This is a genomic window from Streptomyces sp. NPDC008092 (assembly GCF_042957285.1).
Taxonomy (GTDB): domain Bacteria; phylum Actinomycetota; class Actinomycetes; order Streptomycetales; family Streptomycetaceae; genus Streptomyces.
Window position 1 is genome coordinate 95392 of record NZ_JBIBHY010000008.1, and the last position, 17112, is coordinate 112503.

Annotated in this window: 7 protein-coding genes; 3 read left to right on the plus strand and 4 right to left on the minus strand. The window is 74.9% G+C overall.

The features are described from left to right. Position 1 precedes the first annotated feature (1 nt). Together ACFZB3_RS26070 and ACFZB3_RS26075 are read right to left on the minus strand one after the other, a co-directional pair. Entirely contained in the window at positions 2-3451 is a 3450-nt protein-coding gene (locus ACFZB3_RS26070) for a BTAD domain-containing putative transcriptional regulator (RefSeq protein ID WP_391379061.1), read from the minus strand. 503 nt (positions 3452-3954) lie between these two features. After that, positions 3955-4848: a glycosyltransferase gene (locus ACFZB3_RS26075; protein WP_391379063.1), complete on the minus strand. Its 894-nt coding sequence runs from the start codon at positions 4846-4848 to the stop codon at positions 3955-3957. A 377-nt stretch (positions 4849-5225) separates the two neighbouring features. Between ACFZB3_RS26075 and ACFZB3_RS26080 the strand changes: the two genes are divergently transcribed. After that, positions 5226-9026 (plus strand): BTAD domain-containing putative transcriptional regulator, encoded by a 3801-nt coding sequence (locus tag ACFZB3_RS26080; RefSeq protein WP_391379065.1) that lies wholly within the window; start codon positions 5226-5228, stop codon positions 9024-9026. 27 nt (positions 9027-9053) lie between these two features. On the opposite strand, the gene ACFZB3_RS26085 is transcribed toward ACFZB3_RS26080, so the two are convergent. Together ACFZB3_RS26085 and ACFZB3_RS26090 are read right to left on the minus strand one after the other, a co-directional pair. Then, entirely contained in the window at positions 9054-9923 is an 870-nt protein-coding gene (locus ACFZB3_RS26085) for a ricin-type beta-trefoil lectin domain protein (RefSeq protein ID WP_391379067.1), read from the minus strand. 648 nt (positions 9924-10571) lie between these two features. Then, positions 10572-11198 (minus strand): LuxR C-terminal-related transcriptional regulator, encoded by a 627-nt coding sequence (locus ACFZB3_RS26090; protein ID WP_391379069.1) that lies wholly within the window; start codon positions 11196-11198, stop codon positions 10572-10574. 371 nt (positions 11199-11569) lie between these two features. On the opposite strand from ACFZB3_RS26090, the gene eccCa reads away from it, so the two are divergent. After that, positions 11570-15601 (plus strand): type VII secretion protein EccCa, encoded by a 4032-nt coding sequence (eccCa, locus tag ACFZB3_RS26095; protein WP_391379071.1) that lies wholly within the window; start codon positions 11570-11572, stop codon positions 15599-15601. Then, positions 15598-17109 (plus strand): type VII secretion integral membrane protein EccD, encoded by a 1512-nt coding sequence (gene eccD / locus ACFZB3_RS26100; RefSeq protein ID WP_391379073.1) that lies wholly within the window; start codon positions 15598-15600, stop codon positions 17107-17109. The genes eccCa and eccD overlap by 4 nt, the downstream gene beginning before the upstream one ends. Positions 17110-17112 lie beyond the last annotated feature (3 nt).

A 17112-nucleotide genomic window follows, 5' to 3' on the forward strand; every position in this document is an offset into this window, starting at 1 on the left:
GTCAGTCGCCGGATGCCAGCAGGGTGCGCAGTTCGGCGAGGACGTCGGGCTCGTCCGTGCCGTCCAGGGCGGTGAGGGCGGCTCGCCAGGTGTCGTACGCCTCGCCGGTGCGCCCCTGCTCGCGCAGGAGCAGACCGAGTTGGTGGCGGGCGAGACCGCCGCTGTAGCGGTCGGCGCGGGCGTCGGCGCGGCGCAGGAGTTCGGCGCACTCGTGGTGGGCGCGGTCGGTCCGGCCGAGGGCGCGCAGTGCGCGGACCAGCCCGAGCCTGGTCTGGGACTCGCCGTGCCAGTCGCCGTGGCCGCCGAGGATGCGCAGGCTCTCCTCGAAGTGGGCGGCGGCGGCCGCCGGTTCGCCGAGGCGGAGGTGCGCGTAGCCGATGTTGCAGTGCGCCGAGTGCTGCAGGATGACGGCGCCGATCGCGTCCCCGATCGCGAGGGAACGCCGGTGCTGCTCGATGGCGGCGCGCGGGTCGGTGTGCTCGTAGAGGTTGCCGAGATGGCTGTGGGTGACGGCCTCGCCGTAGGGGTCGTTCAGCTGCCGGGAGTGGTCCAGGCTCTGCAGGAGTGCCTCGCCCGACTCCTCGTACCGGCCGAGCCCCTCCAGCAGCAGCCCGCGGTTGTTCAGGCCGCGCCGGATCCAGGACAGCACGCCCAGCCGCCGCCACAGGACCAGCGCCCCGTCGGTCAGGGCGAGGGCCTCCCGGTGGCGGCCGGTGAGGAAGCGCAGGCCGGCGAGGTCGCCCAGGGCGTAGGCCTCGGCGGGCTCGTCACCGAGGCGCCGGGCGGCGGCCAGGGCGGCGGTGCCCAGCACCTCCATCTCGGCGACCCGGCCGCTGCGCAGCACGTAGGGGTAGAGGAGGCGGACGAGCGTGGAGAGACAGGCGCTGATCCGGGCGTCGGCGGTGCCGGCGTACCGCTCCACGAGAGCGACGATGTTCTCCAGCTCCATGTCGCCCCAGGCGAAGGCGTGCTCGGCGCATTCGAAGGGCGGCAGGGCGGTGGCGTACGGCCGGTGTTCGGCGGGCTGGGCCGTGGTGGGCCGGCGGCGGTCGTCCCGGTCGAGTCCTGGTTCGAGGATCGCGAGGAGGGCGCGTTCGGCGACGGCGGCGAACCAGCGCAGGGCGGTGAGAGCGGCGTCGGTGCGGTCGGCGCCGTCGGTGCCGTCGGCCAGCTCGCGGGCGAAGTCCCGTACGAGGTCGTGCGGGGTGTAGCGACCGTACGCGGTCTCCTCCAGCAGGGCGACGTCGACCAGGCGGTCGAGGGCGGCCTCGGCGCGGCGCTCGTCGGTGCCGGTGAGCCGGGCGATCAGGGGGGCGCCGCAGGTGGGCAGGTCGAGGGCGCCGAGGTGGCGCAGGACGAGGGCGGCGTCGCGGTCGGCGGCGCGGTCGGAGCCGGCGAGGGCGTCATGGGCCACGGCGAGGGAGCGCCGGACGCTCAGGTCGTCGTATTCGAGGTGGTGCAACCTGTCCTCGGTGGCGGCCAGCTGACCCGCCAGCACCTCGGGGGTGAGCGCGCGTCGGGCGGCCAGCCGGGCGGCCACCACGCGCAGGGCGAGTGGAAGCCGTCCGGTGAGGCCGACGAGCGGGTGACCGGCGTCGATCTCCGCCCGCCCGCTGACCGCGCGCAGCAGCGCCGCGCTGTCCTCACCGGTCAGCGGCCCGAGCGGGAAGCGGCGGGCGCCGTCGAGCGCGGTGAGCGGCGAACGGCTGGTGACGATCACCGCGCAGCCGGGGCCGCCGGGGAGCAGCGGCCGCACCTGCGCGGCGGTCGCGGCGTCGTCGAGAAGCAGGAGGGTGCGGGTCGGCGCGAGCAGGGAGCGCAGCAACGCGGCGGCCGCGTCCGGGTGTTCGGGGATGTGCCGGGGGTCGGCGCCGAGGTCCCGCAGCAGCGCGGCGAGCGCCTGGCCGGGGGCGAGCGGGGGCATTCCGGGGGTGGCGCCGTGCAGGTTGACGTAGAGCTGGCCGTCGGGGAAACGATTCCGCAGCTGGTGCGCGACGTGCAGCGCGAGGGCGGTCTTGCCGACGCCGGCCATGCCGGTGATCGCGGTGAGGGTGGGGGTGGCTGTGGCCTCGGCTTCGCCATCGGCCCTTGTGTTCCCACCCGCACCACCCGTGACAGTTTCGTGGTCGGGTGCGGGTGGCCCCAGTGGGGCGGAATCGCCGTCGGCGGCTGCGGGGGGAAGGGGGGCGGGGGAAGCGGGAGGGTGGGGATCGGTGGGGGCAAGAGGGCGGGGATCGGTGGGGGTGGGGGGCAGGGTTGTTGGCGTGGGTTCGGGGTGGGGGGCGGGGTGGGCGATGAAGGGGGCGGGGGGTGGCGGAGCGAGAGGGTGCGTCGGGTCTTCGTGGGTGGGGTGGGGTGGCGGAGTGAGGGTGTGGCGCAGTTCCTCGGTGACGGTGGTGCGGCCGGTGAAGTGGGCGGGGGGTGGGGGGAGTTGAGCAGGGGGTGGAGGGAGTTGAGCGGGGCGGGGGGTCGGGGGGGCGTCGCGCGTAGAAGCGGGCGCGACGGGGTCGTCCAGGGGGTGGGCGGGCTCTGTCCGGTCGGCGGCGTTCCCGGCTTTCGTCGCGCGGTCCGTTGACGTGTCTTTCGAGGGCGCGGCGAAACACGCGTCCGCGCCTGTTTCACCCTCGTCGAGCGCCCCACCGCCCGAGGGACCCCTGTCCCCGTGCGGCAGCGCCTCCCCCGCCGCGTCGCTCCCCCGCAGCACCTCCACGTGGGCCCGGCGGACCGCCGGGCCCGGCTCGATGCCCAGGTCGTCTCTCAGGCGGTTGCGCAGGTCGCGGTGGACGGCGAGGGCCTCGGCCTGGCGACCCGTGCGGTGGAGGGCGAGCATCAGCTGGCGGTGATAGGCCTCCCGGAGGGGGTACTCGGCGACCAGCGCCGCCAACTCCGGTGCGACACCGCCCAGCCGGGGCCCGCCCAGGGCGAGCTCCGCGTCGTAACCCCACTCCAGCAGCAGGAGCCGGGCCTCCTCCAGGCGCTGTACGAAGGCACGGCCGCCGAAATCGGCGGGGAGACCGCCGAGCGGGCTGCCGCGCCACAGATCGAGCGCCTCGGCGCAGGCGCGCAGCACCGGCGCCCACTCCCGCCGCCTGTGCGCCGCGCGCGCCTGGGCCACCCGGGCGTCGAACACGTCGACGTCCAGCTCACCGTCGTCGACACGCAGCAGGTACCCGGGCGGTACGGCCCGCAGCCGCTCCGGATCGTCGAGGAGCCGGCGCAGCCGGGTGACGTGGTTGTGCAGCGAGGCGCGCGCCGACACCGGGGGCGCCCCGCCCCACAGGGCCTCCCTGAGCGAGTCGACGGAGACGACCCGCCCGGCCTCCAGGAGCAGCGCGGCCAGCAGCGCGCGCACCTTGGGGCTGCCGATGGGGCGTACGCCGGACGCGTCGTAGAGGACCGGAGGTCCCAGCAGTCCGAACCGCAGCTCGTACCGCCGCATCACTCCGCCCATCGCCTTCCCGCACGGCGGACGTACCCGCCGGTCCTGGATCCTGGCGGAATCCCATCCCGTAGGGGATGATTTCCCGCCACCTTCTCTGTGCTGGCCGGAGCCGGAATCCGCTGGGTTTCCGGGCTGTTCCCGGAGCCGTACGGCGGCTTCGCGCCAACCGGTTCGCGACCTCCGGGAGAACCGCTGGCCACATGTTAGCGATCCGTTGGCGAACCCTGATGTGATCTTCGCATCGGATCGGGTCCGACGGCGCGCGCGTGGATCGCGCAACTCGGGGGAGTGTCGCCGCAGGCCAGGGTCCGGGGACGCGAGAGGGTTCCGGTCGGCGGAGGTGATCGACCGGGGCCCTCGTCCCGCCCCTCCCGTACGGATTCCCGCGTTCACGCGTTTCCGCGCTCACGCGTTTCCGCGTTCCCGTATTTCCGCGTTCGCTTACTCCCGTGTTCGCCTATTCCCGTGTTTCCGGTGGGTCTGCGGGTCGGTGGGGGACAGTGGGCCCGGGTTCAGACGACCGGGGGGCGGCCCAGTCTGGTGAGCCGCCAGACCGTGCGCCAGCGCATGGGGCGGCGCTCCCCGGCCGGCTCGCGCAGTCCCTCCGCGAAGCCCGCGAACCAGGCCCGCAGGCCGCCCGTCGAACGGGTGCGCAGGACGGTGATCAGTATCCAGACGCCCAGGTGGACCGGGATCAGCGGCAGGGGGAGCCGACGGCGGGTCAGCCAGACCCGGTTGCGGGCGGTGACCCGGAAGTAGACGGCGTGCCGGGCGGGCGAGGTCCGGGGGTGCTGGAGGAGCAGTTCGGGCGCGTAGAGGATCTTCCAGCCGGCGTCGGCGGCCCGCCAGGCGAGGTCGGTCTCCTCGTGGGCGAAGAAGAACTCGGCGGGCCAGTCGCCGGTCTCGGCGAGCATGTCCATGCGCAGGGCATGGCCGCCGCCGAGGAACCCGGTGACGTAACCCCCGCGCAGGGGGTCGGCGTTGCCCACGCGCGGCACATGCCGGCGCTGGGTCACGCCGTGCTCGTCCGCGATCCGGAAGCCGACGATGCCGAGGCGGGGGTCGGCGGCGAACAGATCCCGGACCTGCCGGAACACCTCGACGTCGACGAGCAGGCCGTCGTCGTCCAGTTCGACGACGACGTCCACGTCGCCGAAGGCGCGCAGGGTGGCGAGGGCGACGTTGCGGCCGCCGGGGCAGCCGAGGTTGTCCTCGACGTCGACGGTGGTGACCTCGCCGGGCAGGTCGAGACGGCCGGCGAACTCGGGCAGCGGGCAGCCGTTGCCGACGATCACGATGCGGTCGGGGGCGAGGTCCTGCTTGGCGACGGACAGAAGCAGGGCGTCGACTTCGTCGGGGCGGTTCCCCATGGTCACCACGGCAACCCCGAGTCTCGGCTCCTGCATGCCCCTCACCCCATCCGGCCGACGGCTGCAGCCGCACCTGTCCCCAAGGATGGCCATTGTTCACCAAGGCGTCACCACAGGTAGGTCGATACTCCATAAATGGGCCTGCCTCGTGGCGCCACGCGGATGCCCGCACGCACCGGACGCGCACCGGACACACATCGGACGCACCCGACACGCACCCGGCACGGGCGGTCGGGAACCGGACGGGCACCGGGCGGGAGCCGGACGCACACCGGGCGGGAACCGGACGCACACCGGGCGGGAACCGGACGGGCACCGGGCGGGAGCCGCTTCCCGTCGGGCCCCGGGAAGCGCGTCGGACACGCCACGGAGCGCCTCCGAAGGGGTGAAGCGGCGCTGTAAATTGCCCGTTCATGCTCTGTGTTCAGGTCCTGGGACCGATCGGTGCCGACATCGACGGTGCACCGGTCCACCTGGGAAGCCCCCGGCAACGTGCGGTCCTCGCCCTCTTGCTGGCGAACCGCGGCCGGGTGGTGCCCGTCGACCGGCTCATCGACCGCCTGTGGCAGGGCCGGCCCCCGCGGAAGGCAGCGGCCTCCCTGCATGTCTACGTGTCGAACCTGCGCCGCGCGCTCGAACCCGGCCGGGCGCCGCGCACCCCCGCCGGTGTCCTGGTCAGCGTCGCACCCGGGTACGCGGTGCGGCTGCCCGAAGGGGCGGTCGACGCCTGGCGGTTCGAGGCGGCGGTGCGGCGGGCCCGTACGGCGCCGCCGGCCGAGGCCCGGCGCCTCCTTGAGGAGGCCATCGGGTGGTGGCACGGGGCCGCGTACGGCGAGTGGGCCGACGAGGAGTGGGCGGCCGCCGAGGCGACCCGGCTGGGTGATCTGCATCTCGCGGCACGGGAGTTGGCGATCGGCGCGACCCTCGCGTCCGGCACCCCGGCGGAGGCGGTACCGGCGGCCGAGGCGCTCGTGCGGGAGCATCCGCTGCGCGAGGAGGGCTGGCGGTTGCTGGCCCTCGCGCTGTGGGCCGGCGGGCGGCGTGCCGACGCGCTGGCCGAGCTGCGCCGCGCCGCCGCCGTCATGGCCGACGAACTCGGCCTGGGCCTGGGCGACGCGCTGACCGAACTGGAGAAGGCCCTGCTGGCGGGGCGGACCGAGATCCTGCGCGCGTCGGTGCCGACAGGGATGAGGGGGGTGACAGGGACGGCGGTGGCGACGGAGGTGACAGGGGCGACGGGGGCGAAAGTGCCCGCGGTGCCTACTGCGCGGTCGACGCCCGTACCGGTTTCGCCTGTACCGGCTTCGCCTGTACCGGTTTCGCCCATACCGGTTGCACCTGTACTGGCTTCGCCCATACCGGTTTCGCCCGTCCCGCTCGTGCCCTTCGCGGAGTCCGCGGCCCCAGCCGACGTGAACCTGCCTGCCGAGGAGCCGGCCGAAGAGCCGGCTGAGGAGCCGGCCGGGGAGCTGTTCGTGGGTCGGGACGGCGAGCTGCGGGCCCTCGTCGAGGTCGCGCGTGCCGCCCGGCGCGGCGGCGGGGTGGTCCTGGTGACCGGGGAGGCCGGTGCGGGCAAGTCGGCGCTGCTCGGCCGGTACCGGCTGTGGTTGCGGGAGCAGGGCTGGACCGTGGTGGTCGGCCGGTGCCCCGAGTTCGACGGCGCCCCCTCCGCCTGGGCCTGGGCGGAGGCGCTCGACACGCTCGCCCTCCACGTGCCGCCCACCGATCCGGACGCGCTCGGCGCACTGCTCCAGGAGGCCGGCTACGGCGAACGGGGAGCGGACGACGTCAGGGGCACCGGGCTCCCGGGCCCGGACGGCGGGGCGGCGTCGGCCGGACGGTTCCGGCTGCACCGGGCGTTCGCCGCCTGGCTGCGGGAGGCCGCGGCGAAGACCCCGCTGGCGGTCGTCCTCGACGACCTGCACCGGGCGGACGGCGAGACGCTGGCCCTGCTGGAACGCGCCGCCGAGCTGGTCGGCTCAGCGGTGCTGGTGATCGCCGCGTACCGCCCGGCCGACGCGGCGGACCGGCTGACCAAGACCCTCGCCGAACTCGCCCACCGCTCGCCGTTCCGGCTGGCGCTCGGCGGGCTGCCGTTGCCGGACGTGGCCGCCCTGGTCGGTGCGGTGTGCGGGGGGCCGGTCGACACGGCCATCGTGACCGCGCTCGCCGAGCGCACGGGCGGCAACCCCTTCTACGTCCGCGAGAGCGCACGGCTGCTCGCCAGCGAGGGGGCCCTGGTGGCGGTCTCCGAGGTACCGCAGGGCGTGCGCGACGTGCTGCGCCGACGGTTGCGGCAGCTGCCCGAAGGGGCACCGCCCGTCCTCCAGCTCGCCTCGGTGGTGGGTCGCGAGACGGAGGTCGGTGTGCTCGTGGAGGCCGCGGACCCGGCACGGCACGGCGAACACGACGTGCTCGACGCCGTCGAGGCGGCCGTCGTGGCCGGGCTGCTGACCGAACCGGCGCCGGGGGTGGTCCGGTTCGCGCACGCACTGGTCCGCGACACCCTCTACACGGACCTGGTCGGGGTGCGGCGCGCGCGGCTGCACGCCCGTCTGGCGGAGGTGCTGCGCCGGCGCCGTCCGGACGATCTGGCGGCCCTCGCGCACCATTTCGCACGGGCGGCGAACGCGCGGACGGCGGCGCTCGCCGTCGAGTACTCGCTGGGCGCGGCCGACCTCGCCGAGCGGCGCTACGCCCACGACACCGCGGTCGAACTGCTCACGCAGGCCATCGAGTCCTTCGCGCTGATACCCGCCGCCACCACGGACGGCGACACGGCCTGGGACTCGAACGGCGACACCGGCGACACCGGCTACACCGGCTACACCGGCGACTCCGGCTACACCGGCGACGCGGGAGGCGGCCGGGCGGGGCGGCTGGTCGCCCTGCTCGGGCGGTTGCTGCGGGCGGAGATACGGGCCGGGGCCATCGTGGCGGCGCGCCACACCAGGCAGCGCGCCCTGGCCGCGGCCGAGGGCCTCGGGCACGACGAACTGGCGGCGGCGGCCCTCGGCGCGTGGATCGGACCTGAGCCGGCGCCGAGCGGGGCCCTCAGCGGACCGTGGGGGCTGGTCGAACCGGCGGCGGTCGACACGTTCGTCGACCGGCTGATCGCACGCGCCGACCTGGACCCGGCCGTCCTCGGCACCCTGCCGCCCTCCCCTGCGGACGAAGAGGGCCGCGGGGACGCCGACGGCAGCGGCAGCGGCAGCGGGGACGGGGGCCGGGGCGATGCCGGAGTCGAGGCGAGCGTCCGGGGGCGTGCGGAGCAGGTGGTGGAGGCGAGGCGGCGGCTGGCCGTCGCCCGTGCGGTCGGGGACCCGCTGCTGCTCTCCTCCGCGCTGACCGTCGCGTCCGTCGTCACGCCCGACGGGTTCCCGGACCGCCGCGAGGCACTGGCGGCCGAACTGCGGGTGCTCGGGTACGCGCACGACCTGCCCGCCAACAGCTGGGTGCGGGAGCACATCGGAGCCATGGCCGCCGGCGCCCGCAACGACGTCGCCCACGTCCGCCGGCACACCGGGGAGGGGCGGACCGTCGCCCGGCGGCACCGGCTGGCTGAGGCGGAGACCATCAACCTGACGACCCTGGCCATGCTGGCCCATGTCGAGGGCCGCTTCGCGGAGTCCGAGGCCGGCTACGCGGAGGTGCGGGAGCGGCTGCGTTCCCGCGGATCGCCGTACGGCGACTTCGTGCACGTCCTCGGGCTGACGACCGTACGGCTGGGTCAGGGCCGCCCGCGGGAGGCCGAACCACTGCTGCGGGCCCTCCTCGCCGAACCCGAGCCCGAGCCCGAACCCACCGCCGAGCTCGCCCTCGCAGTGGTCCTCGCCCGGCTGGGCGAACGCGGGCAGGCACACGCGCTCGGCCGGCGCACCGAGGCCGCCGTACCCGTCGTACCCGACCACCTGTACGGCATCGCCCTGTCCTTCCGGGCCGAACTGGCGTTCCTGCTGGGCGACATGGCCACCGCACTGGAGCTGGTCCCGCTGCTGCTGCCGCTGCGCACCCAGCTCGCCGGTGCCGCCAGTGTCTCCTTCGCCACCCGTCCGTTCGCCCACTCGCTGGGCGAGTTGTACCGGCTGCTGGGTGACCAGGAGGAGGCGCGACGGCAGTTCGCCCTCGCGGAGGACGTGGCACGGCGGTGGGGTTCGCGGCACCTGGTGGAGGCGGCCCGGGCAGCCGCGGAGGACAGGGCCCCACGCAGCTGACACGAGGGCTGCCGGTTGCTGCCGGTCTCAGGCCAGATGCCACTTCTGGTTGGACGTCCCGGCGCAGTCCCACAGCTGGAGCCGGGTGCCGTTGGCGGTGCCCGAGTCCTTGGCGTCCACGCACTTGCCGATCACCGAGTTGACCAGGTCGTGGGAGCCGTTGAGGTTGAACTTCTGGGCCCAGCCGCCGTTGCAGGTCGCCAGCTGGACGGCCGCGCCGTTGTCCTGGGAGGCGTTGGCGATGTCCAGGCACAGGCCCATGGAGCGCACGGTGCCGTCGGACTTGAAGACCCACTTCTGCCAGGCGTCGCCGTCGCACCCCCACAGCCGCAGCGGGGAGCCGTCCGTGCCGGCGTGGGCGCTCACCTCGACGCACTTCGAGGAGGCGTAGCCGACGATCGCGTCGCCGGACACGGTGGCCGAGGAGGCGGCGTGGGTGGCGGTCGGCTTCGACGCCGGCTTGCTCGTCGCGGTGGTGCCGGTACCGCCGGCGGCGGCGTGGGTGGCCTTGGTGCCGGTCGCCTTGTCCGGGTGGGCGGCGTCGGCCTCCGCGGACGAATCCCCGGTGGTGTGCGCGCCCTTGGTCCTGCCGGGCTTCGTGCCCTTGGAGTCGTGCGCCGGACGGCCGCTGCCGGAGGCCGACGCGGAGCCGGAGCCCGAGCCGGTGGGCCAGGCCGCGGCGCCCTCGGTGAGCTGGGGGACGGCGCCGTCGCCTACGGCCGCGGCGTGCGGTGCGGAGTCGCCGTGGTCCGGCAGCGCCATGAACGCGGCGCTGCCGAGGCCGAGGACCAGCAGGACGCAGGCGGCGACCACGGCGCCGACGACCCGCGCCCCGCGCTCCGGCCGGGCTTCCCCGGAGCCCGCCTCGTCCGGTGCACCGGGCTGCTCCGGGCGCACCGCCGGCGACCGGAACAACCCGCCGGGCTGCCCGGCCGTAACCGACTCGGCCGCACCGGGTGCGGTCGCGGGCGGCGACGCAGGTGTGCGGTCGGGGGTCGGGGTCGGGGTCGGTACGGGTGCACTCTCGCCGTCCGGGGCGGGCCCGGACCCCCGGCCGCCCGCCGCCGGTTCCGCGGCCGGCGCTTCGGAAACGGGCTCCGTCCCGGTCGCTCCCCGTGACCCGGCCTCGGACCCGGGCTCAGACCTGGTCTCGGACCCGGTCTCCCGGAGCCACGGCAGCGGCCGTTCCCAGACGGCCGGCTCCTCCGGCGTCTCCGGCTGCCCTGCGGTGTGCTCCATGTCTGCCTGCCCGTCTCCGCGTGTGTTGTTCCCCGGCGCGCGAATCTAGGGGCGCGGCGGCGGACGGCCCGCCGATCGCCGCGGGCTCTGCCCCGCAGGACCGGAAATTCTTCCCCTGCGGGCCGACGGGGGCTGGTCACGCCCACGCGGCGGAGCCGCATACCGACACAGCCCCGCGCCCCCTGAAAGCAGGGCGCTGCTGTGGCGCCCCTTAGGGGCGCGGGGAACTGCGCGAGCAACCCCCACGCAGCCGCAGGCGCCCGACGGCATCGAGCGGCACCCTCTTCGGCGCTCCGGCCCCGCCCGCTACAACGTCCCCGAGCGCAGGGCGAAGGCGACCGCGTGGGTGCGGTTGCGCAGGCCGAGACGGTTCATCATGACGCTGACGATGCTCTTGATGGTGCGCTCGGAGTAGTTCAGCTTCTGGGCGATCTCCGTCGTCTCCAGGCCCTCGGCCAGCAGCCGCAGCACGTCGACCTCGCGGGACTCCAGCCCGGACGCGGTCAGTCCGAGCGGCCCCAGGACGTCGCGCTGGACCTCCCGGATGTGGTCGACGAGCCTGCCCTGGACCGTGAGCGGCAGCGCGGCCCCGCCGTCGGCCACCGCGCGCACCGCCTCCACGACCTTGTCGTACGTGGTGTCCTGACGCCACATCACCCCGCGCAGGCCGTGGCGCACCGCCCGCAGCAGGTGGGCGTCGCCGATGTGCCCGGTGACCAGGACGACCCCCACACCGGGGTTGGCCGAGCGGGCGGTCACCGACTCCAGCAGCAGTACCGTCTCCTCGGTGACGTCCGGCGTGATCATGAGGACCACGTCCGCGTGCCGGTGCTCCTCCTGGGACACCACCTTCAGCCCCGGGTACCTGCGCAGGCACGAGACGGCGCCCTCGCCGGTCATCGGGTCACCGGCGAGGACTGCGATCGAGATCATCCCCAACGTCCTTGCTTTCCTTCCGGGAGTCACGGGAGTGACGAGAGTGACGGGAGCAAACGGAAGTGACGGGGGTGGACCGTCGTTCCGAAGCGGCGTACGGGGATGTTCACCGGACCGCCTTAACGCCGACTTGGCGTGTACTTGGCGAAGCTGCCCCTCCGGCCAGGCTTCGCTGTCCGCGGGGGCGGACCTCGGCTCGTGCGGCGCGGGCGCGAGCGGCCTCCTGCCTACGCTCCACGCGCGGATCCCGCCGCGCGCACGCCAGGAAGTGCGGCAGACGCGCACACCAGGAAGTGCCGCGGAGCAGCAGAGCAGCAAAGCAGAAGCGAAGCAGAGCAGAGCAGCAGCGAAGAAGAGAAGAGAGCACGTTGAGCACCGTCGTCGCCAAGCGCTCGCCGCGTGCCGAAGGCCCCCCGATGCCGGAGGGCCAGGTGGAACTGGCCGAGCCCCCGGTCCTCGGCGAACCGGCCACCGCCGACTTCGGCTCGGTGATGACGTACCTGCCGATGGGCCTGGGTGCCGGGGCCATGGTGCTGATGTACTCGGTCGGCAGCGGCGGTACGTCCATGTACATGATGACCGGGATGATGGGCATCGCCATGGTCAGCATGACGCTGACCCAGATCGGCCGGCCCGGAGCGGAGCGGCGCCGCCGGATGCGCGCCGAACGCCGTGACTACCTGCGCTACCTCGGCCAGAAGCGGGTCCAGGCCCGGCAGGCGGCCGACGGACAGCGGGCCGCGCTGCTGTGGGACAACCCCGAGGCGGCCGATCTGTGGGCGCTGGCGAGCGGGCCCCGGCTGTGGGAACGCAGGCCCGGCTACGAGGACTTCGGCCGGGTCCGCATCGGACTCGCGACCCGCCGCGCCGCGCTGGAGTTCCTGCCGCCGCAGACCCGGCCGGTGGAGGACCTGGAGCCGCTGTGCGCGATCTCGCTGCGCCGGTTCACCAAGGCCCACCAGACCGTGCCCCTGCTGCCCGTGCCGGTCTCGCTGCGGCGCTTCACCAGCGTCGAGTTCACCGGCGAGACCGAGGAGGCGGTGGCCCTCGCCCGGGCGATGCTCGGGCAGTTGGCGGTCCTGCACTCCCCCGACGAACTGCGGGTGGCGGTGCTCGGCGACGAGGCCGCGCACCGCTCGTGGGACTGGCTCAAGTGGCTGCCGCACAACGCCCATCCGGCCGAGGAGGACGCGGCGGGGGCGGTGCGGCTGGCCGCCGGGGACCACGACGAGCTGATGGACCTGCTCGGGCCGGACGTCCGGGACCGCCCCGACCACGACCCGGCCTCCTCGCCCAGCGTGGCCGAGCCGTTCACGGTGATCGTCGCCCAGGGCGTACGACTCCCGGCGACCTCAAGGCTGTTGGGCGCCGGACTGCGCGGGGTGGTGCTGCTGGACCTCACCGGCGCGGTGCCCGGCGGCCCCAAGGTGCTGCGGCTCACGGTGCGCGGCGGCCGGGTGGACTTCCCGAGCGGCGCCGAGAACGTCAGCGGCCGGGCCGACCGGCTCGGTCCCGTCGAGGCCGAGAACCTGGCGCGGGCGCTCGCCCCGATGCGCACCGGCGGCGTCGTCGACCTGGCGGACCAGCCACTGGAGTCCGACTTCGACCTGGCCACCATGCTCGGCATCCGGGACGTGCGCGGCTTCGACGTCGCGGCCAAGTGGCGTCCCCGGCTGGCCCAGGAGGCCCGGCTGAAGGTGCCGATCGGGGTCACCGAGGACGGCGAGGTCGTCGAGCTGGACCTGAAGGAGTCCGCGCAGGGCGGCATGGGCCCGCACGGCCTGCTGATCGGCGCCACCGGCTCCGGCAAGAGCGAGCTGCTGCGCACGCTGGTGACCGGTCTGGCCGCCACCCACTCCTCCGAGATCCTGAACCTGGTCCTGGTGGACTTCAAGGGCGGCGCCACCTTCCTCAACATGGACCGGCTGCCGCACACCTCCGCCGTCATCACCAACCTCGCCGACGAACTCCACCTCGTCGACCGCATGCGGGACTCCATCAACGGCGAGATGATCCGCCGTCAGGAACTGCTGCGGGAGGCCGGCTACGCCTCGCTCTACGAGTACGAGAAGGCGCGCTCCGCCGGGGTCGGCACCCTCGCCCCGCTGCCCTCGCTGCTGGTCATCGTGGACGAGTTCTCCGAACTGCTCGCCAGCAAGCCCGAGTTCGTGGAGCTGTTCGTGTCCATCGGGCGGCTCGGGCGCAGCCTCGGCGTCCATCTGCTGCTGGCCTCGCAGCGGCTGGACGAGTCCCGGATCCACCGGGTCGAGGGCCACCTGTCGTACCGGCTGGCGCTGCGCACCTTCTCCTCGATGGAGTCCCGCAGCGTGATCGGCACCTCCAGCGCCTACGAGCTGCCGTCCGCGCCGGGCAACGGCTACCTCAAGGTCGACACCACCAACCTGGTCCGGTTCAAGGCCGCGTACGTCTCCGGGCCCGCGCCCGCGGCGCCGGGTCCCGAGGAGACGGCCGGGCGGCAGGGTGTCGTACGCGAGGTGACCGCCTTCGGCCTGGAGCGGCAGGGCCCTCCGGCCGCGGACCGGGAGGCGGAGGAGGCCGCCCGGCTGGTCTCGCTCGCCGAGGAGAACCTGCGCGGCCACGACACCGGGGCGGAGGAGGAGGCGGCGGACGGCAGCGGCGGCGAGGACAGCCTGCTGGAGGTGTTCGTCGGACGGCTGGAGGAGAGCGGTCCGCCCGCCCGGCAGGTCTGGCTCTCCCCGCTGTCCGAGTCGCCGGGACTGGACCAGCTGCTGCCCGGCATCGTGCCCGATCCCGAGCGCGGCATGGGCGCCGCCGACCCGCGGGTGCAGGGCGCGCTGCGCGTCCCGCTGGGCATGGTGGACCGTCCGTTCGAGCAGCTGCGCGAACTGCTGACCGCCGACCTGTCCGGCGCCGACGGCCACCTCGGCCTGGTGGGCGCGCCGCAGACCGGCAAGTCGACCCTGCTGCGCACCCTGATGCTGTCGCTGGCCCTGACCCACACGCCCCGCGAGGTGCAGTTCTACTGCCTGGACTTCGGCGGCGGCGGTCTGGTCTCGACGGCCGGTCTGCCGCACGTCGGGTCCGTCGCCACCCGCCTGGAACGCGACCGGGTGCTGCGTACCGTCGAGGAGCTGACCCAACTCCTCGAACAGCGTGAGCAGTTGTTCACCTCCCGAGGCCTGGAGTCGATGGCCGCCTACCGGGCGCTGCGCGCGGACGGCACGATCGACGACCCGTTCGGCGACGTCTTCCTGGTGGTCGACGGCTGGGCCACGCTCCGCCAGGACTTCGACGAGCTGGAGCAGCGGATCATGGAACTCGCCGCGCGCGGCCTGTCGTTCGGCCTGCACGTGGTGGCCTCCGCGGTCCGCTGGTCCGAAGTACGGCCCCGGCTGCGGGACATGCTCGGCACCAAGCTCGAACTGCGGCTCGGCGACTCGATGGAGTCCGAGGTCGGTTCCCGGGCCGCGGCCGGTGTCCCGCACCGGCCCGGACGCGGCCTGACCAGCTCGGGACACCACTTCCTGTCCGCGCTGCCCCGCCTCGACAGCTCCTCGCGCACCGACGACCTGACGGCCGCCACCAAGGCCGCGGTCGCCGAGATCGACACGTTCTGGACCGGCCCCCGGGCCCCCGGCGTACGGCTGCTGCCGACCCGCCTGGACGCCCGGCAGCTGCCCGCCCCCGCAGACACCCGCGACCTCAGGTTCTGCCTCGGCTGGGACGAGCAGCGCCTCGCCCCCGTCTGGCACGACTTCGGCACCACCCCGCACCTGCTGGTCTACGGCGACGGCGAGACCGGCAAGACCAACGCCCTGCGCCTCGCCATCCGCGCCATCACCGCCCGCTACCGCCCGGAGGAGGCCAGGATCCTGCTGGCCGACCCCGGCCGCGGACTCCTCAAGGACGTCCCCGAGGAGTACCGGGTCGGCTACGTCGTCGACGGCGACGCGCTCGGCAAGCTCGCCGACAGCGCCGCGGTCTCCGTGGTCAAGCGGGCCCCCGGCGCCGACGTCACCCCGGAGCAGCTGGAGAAGCGGGACTGGTGGACCGGACCGCTGCTGTTCGTCCTGGTCGACGACTACGACCTCTTCGCCGGCGCGCCCGGCACGCCTTCCCCGATGACGCCGCTGGTGCCGCTGCTCGCGCAGGGCGCCCACATCGGGCTGCACCTGGTCGTGGCCCGCTCCACCTCCGGCGCCATGCGGTCCGTGATGGACCCGCTGATCCGCCGCATGTGGGAGCTCGGCAACCCGGCGCTGCTGTTCTCCTACCCCAAGGAGGAGGGCAAGTTCATCGGCGAGGCCAAGCCCCGCACCCTGCCCGCCGGGCGGGCCCAGCTCGTCACCCGGCGCACCGTCCAGCTCGTCCAGACCGGCCTGGTGTCGGCGGCGCCCGTCCCCACAGGAGCACGATGACCACCGCCCCGGCCAACACCGTTCCGGCCACTACCGCCCCGGCCACCACCGGACCGGCCACCACCGGACCGGCCGCCACCGGACCGGCCGCCGCCCTGGCCGCGACGAGCCCCACCGGCGGGCCGCCGTCCGTCCGGGTCACCGAGGTCTGCCGCCTCACCGTCGAGGCGCCGGCCGGCCGGGCCGACCTCGCCGTCCCGGTCACCACCCCGGTCGCCGCCCTGCTGCCGGTGCTGCTGCGCCAGGCCGTCGGCGACGACCTCCAGGCCCAGGGCACGCCCTGGATCCTGCAACGGCTCGGCGCGGAACCCCTCGACCCGGAGGCGACCCCCGAGAGCGCCGGGCTGCGCGACGGCGACGTGCTGCACCTGCGGCCGGCCGACGCGGCGCTGCCCGCCCTGCACTTCGACGACGTCTCCGACGGTGTCGCGCACGCCGTCGGCGCCGGCTCCGGCCGCTGGCGCCCCGGACTCACCCGGAACCTCGGTCTCGCCCTGTCCTGCCTGGCGCTTGCCGCGCTCGCCGCCACGCTGCTCGGCGCCGGTCCCGGTGCGCTCACCTCGGCGGCCGCGGGCGCGGTCGCCCTGGTGCTGGCCGCGGCCTGCGCGGCGGCCGCCCGCGCACAGGCCGACCGGGGCGGTGTCCTGGTCGCCGGGGTCGGCGCGTTCGGCTTCGCCGCGCTGGCCGGGACGGCCCTGCGGGAGGGCCCGTCCGGCGGGTTCGCCCCGGGCACCACGGGGACGCTGCTGGCCGCCGGGTTCGTGGTCGCGCTGGCCGGGCTGCTGCTCGCGCTGGGCGCGCTGCCGCTCGTCGTACCCGGCACCGTACTGCTCACGGCTGTCGCCGCCGCGATCGGCGCGGGACTCGCCCAGGCCACCGGCCTGCACGGCGTCCAGGCCGCCGCGGTGGTCGCGGTGGGCCTGTTCGTCCTGGGACACCTGGCCCCCCGCCTCGCCCTGCGCACAGCCCGGCTGCGCGTACCCCAACTCCCCCACGACGCCGAGGAACTCCAGCTCGACATCGAGCCCGAGCCCGGCCACGCCGTGGCGAACCGGGTCGCCGTCGCCACCGCCTGCCTCGACATGATCAGCATCTCCTCGGCGCTGGTGTGGGGCGTCGCCCTGTGGCTGCTCGCCGACCGCGAGCACGGCTGGGCCGGCTGGCTGCTCCCGCTCACGCTCAGCCTGGCCGTCCTGCTCCGCGCCCGCGGCACCAACGGCACCCTCCAGCGGGTCCCCGCCGTGCTGGCCGGCGCCTACGGCCTGGGGCTCGTCCTCATCGTCCGGGTCGCGGCCACCGGCCCCGGCGGCCGGGCCGCCGTCCTCGCGGTCCTGCTGGCCGCCGCGCTGCTCCTGCTGGTCGGCGCCTGGCGGCTGCCACGCGCCCGGCTCCTTCCCGTATGGGGGCACTTCGGCGACCTCCTGGAGACGGTCACGGCGATCGCGCTGCTGCCGCTGCTGCTCCAGGTGCTGCACGCGTACGGCTACTTCCGCGGCCTCGCGGGCTGAGGA

Excerpts from the sequence above, each read along its gene's own strand:
- ACFZB3_RS26080 (WP_391379065.1), top strand. The coding sequence starts at position 5,226 with ATGCTCTGTGTTCAGGTCCTGGGACCGATCGGTGCCGACATCGACGGT.
- ACFZB3_RS26070 (WP_391379061.1), bottom strand. The coding sequence starts at position 3,451 with ATGGGCGGAGTGATGCGGCGGTACGAGCTGCGGTTCGGACTGCTGGGA.
- ACFZB3_RS26075 (WP_391379063.1), bottom strand. The coding sequence starts at position 4,848 with ATGCAGGAGCCGAGACTCGGGGTTGCCGTGGTGACCATGGGGAACCGC.
- eccD (WP_391379073.1), top strand. The coding sequence starts at position 15,598 with ATGACCACCGCCCCGGCCAACACCGTTCCGGCCACTACCGCCCCGGCC.
- ACFZB3_RS26090 (WP_391379069.1), bottom strand. The coding sequence starts at position 11,198 with ATGATCTCGATCGCAGTCCTCGCCGGTGACCCGATGACCGGCGAGGGC.